The organism is uncultured Chitinophaga sp., from assembly GCF_937874145.1.
Lineage (GTDB): Bacteria > Bacteroidota > Bacteroidia > Chitinophagales > Chitinophagaceae > Chitinophaga.
Genome location: NZ_CALNBI010000179.1, coordinates 1 through 5,159, shown reverse-complemented (window position 1 = coordinate 5,159; position 5,159 = coordinate 1). Strand labels below are relative to the sequence as shown.

At 54.2% G+C, this 5,159-nt stretch carries 3 protein-coding genes; all 3 read right to left on the bottom strand.

Going from position 1 to position 5,159, the window contains the following annotated elements:
- The coding region (locus Q0510_RS08450; protein ID WP_298710043.1) for a carboxypeptidase-like regulatory domain-containing protein at nucleotides 1-577 on the bottom strand (577 nt) is incomplete at its 3' end.
- A gap of 827 nt (nucleotides 578-1,404) precedes the next feature.
- Nucleotides 1,405-2,850 (bottom strand): RagB/SusD family nutrient uptake outer membrane protein, encoded by a 1,446-nt coding sequence (locus Q0510_RS08445; RefSeq protein ID WP_298710040.1) that lies wholly within the window; start codon nucleotides 2,848-2,850, stop codon nucleotides 1,405-1,407.
- Between the two features lie 18 nt (nucleotides 2,851-2,868).
- On the bottom strand, nucleotides 2,869-5,159 hold a 2,291-nt coding region (locus Q0510_RS08440; RefSeq protein WP_298710038.1), incomplete at its 5' end, for a SusC/RagA family TonB-linked outer membrane protein.

Below are 5,159 nucleotides of genomic sequence, written 5' to 3'. Positions count from 1 at the left end.
CACCGAGGGACCCTGCGCCGCGCACCTGTACTTCTGCTCCCCTGTTGGGGTCGGATACGGCGACGTTGGAAACGGTTACGCCGGCGATTTTACCATCGATCTGTTGCAGCGGGGAGTTGAAGCCGCCCTGCACGAAATCCTTGCTGGTAACGGTGGTCACCGCGCTGGTGAGGTTGCGTTTGGCAACGGTGCCGTAGCCTACTACGACGACGTCGGTCAGTGTTTTTTTGGACAGGAGGAGTACGATATTGATTTCGGACTTGCCTGCCACGGGGATTTCCTGTTGTTCGTATCCGATGAAGGAGACGTTGAGGACGGCGTTGTCGTTGGGAACGGTGAGTTTGAATTTCCCGTCGGCGTCGCTGACGGCGCCGGTGGTGGTTCCTTTGATTTGGAGGGTAACGCCTGCGAGGGCGGCGCCGGAGTCATCTTTAACGGAGCCGGTGATGTTCCTGGATTGTGCGAGTGCCTGCATGCAGGCCAGCAGCACAATTGGCAGGGCCAGCCAGAACGCCTTGCTAAATCGATTTTGCAAAACGTCCCGGAAAGCCCGTGGATGGAGGGTGGATGTTTTCATGTTTTTGATATTTTTTTAGGATTGAGGAACGACATTCCCGGTCCAAAACCGGTGGGCGGCGTTAGATGGCGTTGTATCTGTATACTGGTTTTACTATGTTAGGTTTTACTTCGCAAACGGGCCTTGCTACTCCAGGCACGTCCCTCTTCCACTCCCCGCACGATTTCGCATTCCGACCGCACTACTGCAAGCATAAATGCCTGCATCACTACCGGAAATAACCCCCGGAAGCGGCAACTAAATCGATTTTGCAAAATCACCCAAAAAACCCGCGTTGGGAAGGCGGATGTTTTCATGTGTTGATGTTTTTGAATTGAGCAACGTTTTTCCCGGACTGATTACCACAGGCGGCATCAGTATTGGCATCGGAAACTATGTACTTGTCCTTTTACTTGAATCTTAACCGGAAATGACGGCATTGTGGCCTGGCGAAAGCCCGTGTAGTGTCAATTTCAGTCATACGTGGGTCGATTAATTTTGGTTTCATAATTCAATTCGTCCGTGGTTTTCGTTCACTGCCGACAATTCTTTTTTACTCAGATATGGCGTTGGCGGCGGGTAACATCCGTGTTCAGCGATGGTTCTTATTTTACAATTTCACTGTTAAAAATTCCTTCGTAAACCGTCTGGCCGACAAGATAAGAAGAACGTTACTTAAGTCCAAATAAAATTTTTCCCATCCCGTGCAAACCAGCCACTGCAAGCTGAATGCAGCAAAAAACAGGCCGGGATTCCATCTTCCTCCGTCCAAATATCATGATAAATAAAAAAACGCCGGCTTCCCGAAGGAGACCGGCGCCTTTAATGCCAATTTCGTCGCTATACAACTAAAAATAACCCGGGTTTTGTTGCCCCGTCAATCCCCTGTTGGCATCCATTTCCCGCAACGGGATCGGCAGGATCGCTTTGTTCATGGGATAAGTTACATTGATAGTAGCTCCTCCCCTGCGGATCTTCCCGAAACTCTTCTTATACCGCGTAAGGTCGAACAAACGCTGGCCTTCAAAAGCCAGCTCCTTCCGCCGCTCGGCCAGTACCGCCTCGATCAGCGGCTCCCCCGTCAATGTATTCGGCAACAAAGATGCAGGATCCGAATCCGCCCGCGCAATCGTCACGTTCGCATCATCCACCGCATTTTCCCATTCTCCCAGCTGCGCATACGCCTCTGCCCGGTTCAGGTACACCTCCGCCAGGCGGATCAGCTTCACGTTCTCCTCCGGCTTGCGGGTATATTTCCCCACAATGTGTGCCGGGTTGTCGCTCCCGCGCCTTCCCCGCGTGATGAATCCCCTCCGCACGTCTGTAGCGGTGTAACTATTATACAAACCCGCAGTCGCTAACATATCGCCATACCCAGCCTGGTCGTAAAAATAACCCAGCGCATCGGTCGTATTGTAATCCGTCGCCGTATTCGCCACCTCGAAAATCACTTCCGGATTATTCTGCTTCAGGAAATCCCCCAGCAAGGTCGACGCCGGGATCAGTGAATACGCCGAAGCGCCCGCTGCCAGCACATCATTGCACAACGGAATCACCTTCTCCCATTCTCCAGTGTATAAATATACGCGCGACAGCAACGCCTTCGCTCCATATTGGTTAAACCGCGCCCTCACAGTTGTGCTCGTACGCCGGTTCAGTTTCACGATCGCCGTTTGTAAATCCGCGATCACCTGGTCATACGTCTGCTTCACGGTATTGCGCGAGGGCGACAGCACGCCCTCTTTCGTGGTCGAAGACCTCAACACGATCGGCGCGCCCAGGTGCGAAGCATCCGCCGTGTAATTATACGGCTGCGAGAAAAAACGCGCCAGGTCGAAATAAGCCAGCGCCCGCAAAGCGTAAGCTTCTCCCAGCAAATACCGCTGCTCCGCCGTATCCGCGACCGGCAATTGCAGCGCCTCGCCTTTTTCAATCAGCAAATTCGCATTCGCCACCACCACGTACAGGTTGTTCCACAAACCGGACACCTGCGCGTCGTTGGACGCCGTCACATACTGATCCTGCGCCAGGTAACGGTTCGAATTGCTCACCGCGATCTGCGCATTGTCAGACATGAGATCGGGCAGAATCGAAGCCGTACGGCCATAGTAACTGGCGCTTTGCAGCGTGGAATACAACCCGTTCAGCGCGGCGCGCATCCCCTGCAGATCCCGGATCGCCACACTCACCTCCGTGTTCTGCTGCGGCTCCAGCGTCAAAAAATCTTTCCCGCAGGACGACAATACCATCGTTCCCGCCAGCAATGCATATATCGTGTTTTTGATAGTTCTCATTTTCTTCCGGTTTAATGATTAAAAGGAAATGTCAATGCCGGCCAGCATGGTTTTAAACACCGGCGGGCGCTGGTCCGTATCGCCCGTTACCGGCACCTCCGGATCGTACATCAGGCGCTTGTCTTTCACCCAGGTAAACAGGTTGTTGGCCCGGAAATATACCTTCACGTTGCTGGCCCCGATCTTGCCGGACCACTGGCGCGGCAGCGTATAGCCAAGCGATACGTCGCGCAGGCGGATGTAATCGCCGTCATACAAAAACCGGGAGGAGTTCTGGTTGGAAACGCCCGTTTGCCCGCCGCCCAGCGTGATTTTCGGCGCATCGGTGATGTCGCCTTTCTTGCGCCAGCGGTGGTCGTAGCTGTACCGGCTGATCTTGGCCGTGGCGCCGAACCCTGTGGCGCCGTCGGGGTGGATGAACGTGCCCCATCCGTCGTACAGCTTGTTGCCGAAATTATAATACAGCTGGAAGCTCAGGCTGAAACCCTTGAAGGTGAAAGTATTCGTCAACCCGCCGTAGAATTTCGGCAGTGCGGAACCCTGGTTCACGCGAACTCCCTGCCCATACGAATTCGTCTTCTTCGTTTGCGCCGTATCCGAATACCAGAGCGCTTCGCCGTTTTCGGAATCAACCCCGGCATAAGAAATCAGGTAATACTGATAGAAGTCGAGCCCTACCTCGCGGTTAAACGTTCCACGGATAGGCGCGGTCAGTTTGGTGATGCGGTTTTTGAGTGTGGAAATGTTGAAGTCGGCTGACCAGGTGAACCCGTCTTCCCGATCGCTTTCGATATTCCGGGAATTCAGCGTCAGTTCCCAGCCGCTGTTCCGCATGGCGCCTACATTCTCCATATACCCGGTAAGCCCGTTCACGGAAGAAATCGGAATATTCAGCAACAGGTTCGCGGTGGTGCGGGTGTAGTATTCCACCGTACCGTTCAGCCTTCCCTTCCACAGGCCAAAATCGAGCCCTACGTTGAAAGGCTTGTTCTGTTCCCAGGTGAGGTTTTTGTTTTCATATTGGCTGAAAGTGAAGGCCGGATCGTTGTTGTACACGAGGTTCGCGGAGTACAATCCCAGCGAAGCGTAATAATCAATGTCCTGGTTACCGTTCACCCCGTAGCTGGTGCGGAGTTTCAGCAGGCTGAACGTTTGGCTGCTTTTCAGGAAACTTTCTTCGGTGATATCCCAGCTGGCGCCCAGCGACCAGAAGTTACCGTAGCGGTAATTGGTACCGAAGCGGGAGGAACCGTCGCGGCGGAAGGATGCGTTGAAATAATATTTCTGCTTGTAATTATATCCGACGTTCGACAGCACCGACGCCAGCGCCGCTTCCTGGATGGTGGAAGACACCGACAGCGGAAGGCCCGCGTTGGCCACGGTCTGCGTATTGGGCAAAAAGCTGGTGCCGATGGCGGAGTTGCCGTTGATGGTCGTTTTCTGTGCTTCGTAACCCAGCAGCACGTCGATCTCATGATCTTCGCCCAGCGTCTTGCGGTATTTCAGCAGGTTGGTGGAGATCCAGTTGAGATAGAGGCGGGTCGAGGAGTTGCCGTAACCATTGTAGTTGCGGCCGTCGCCGAAGCGGGGGTCCCAGAACAGGTTCATGCCGGCGTAGTTGAGGTCCAGCCCGAATTTAGACTGGAAGGTAAGCCCGTTTGCGATGCGGTATTCCGCGCCTACATTCCCCAGCAGCGAATAGGTGGTGCCGGTCCGCTTGTTGTTGTCGAGTACGGCTACCGGGTTGTGGGTGCTGTTGTACGACAGGTCGTAGGTGCCATCGGGTTTATAGATCTTCAGCCAGGGCTGCAGGCGATAGAAAGAACGCACGGGGTTGGCGAAAGCGCCGGCTTCCGACACCGTATTGGATCGCTGATAGCCCAGGCCCAGGGTCATATCGAAATTCAGGCGGTCGTTCACTTTATGCGTAACGGCCAGTTTGGACGTGATCCTGTTGTAATCCACGCCTTTCAGCGCGGCTTCCGCTTTGTAGAGCCCGCCGGAAATGTAAAACGTGGTTTTGTCGTTACCTCCGGAAGCCGACAGGTCGTACTGCTGGAACTTGCCGTCGCGCATCAGCGCATCCACCCAATCAGTGGTGTGGTTCGGGTCGATGCCGTTGTCTTCCACTTCCGCGTCGAACTCCGCGGGATCTTCCCCTGCATTGGCCCATCCTTCGCGGAGGAGCTCCAGCATTTCAGGGGTCGTGAGCGGAAGGTCTTCATCCTTCAGCGTCAGTTTATTGATACCATATTGCGCGGAGGCGTTGAATTTCGTTTTACCCGCTTTGCCTTTTTTGGTGGTGATGA

What these genes read in the sequence shown, in the direction of transcription:
- Q0510_RS08445 (WP_298710040.1), bottom strand. Translation starts at nt 2,850, where the DNA reads ATGAGAACTATCAAAAACACGATATATGCATTGCTGGCGGGAACGATG.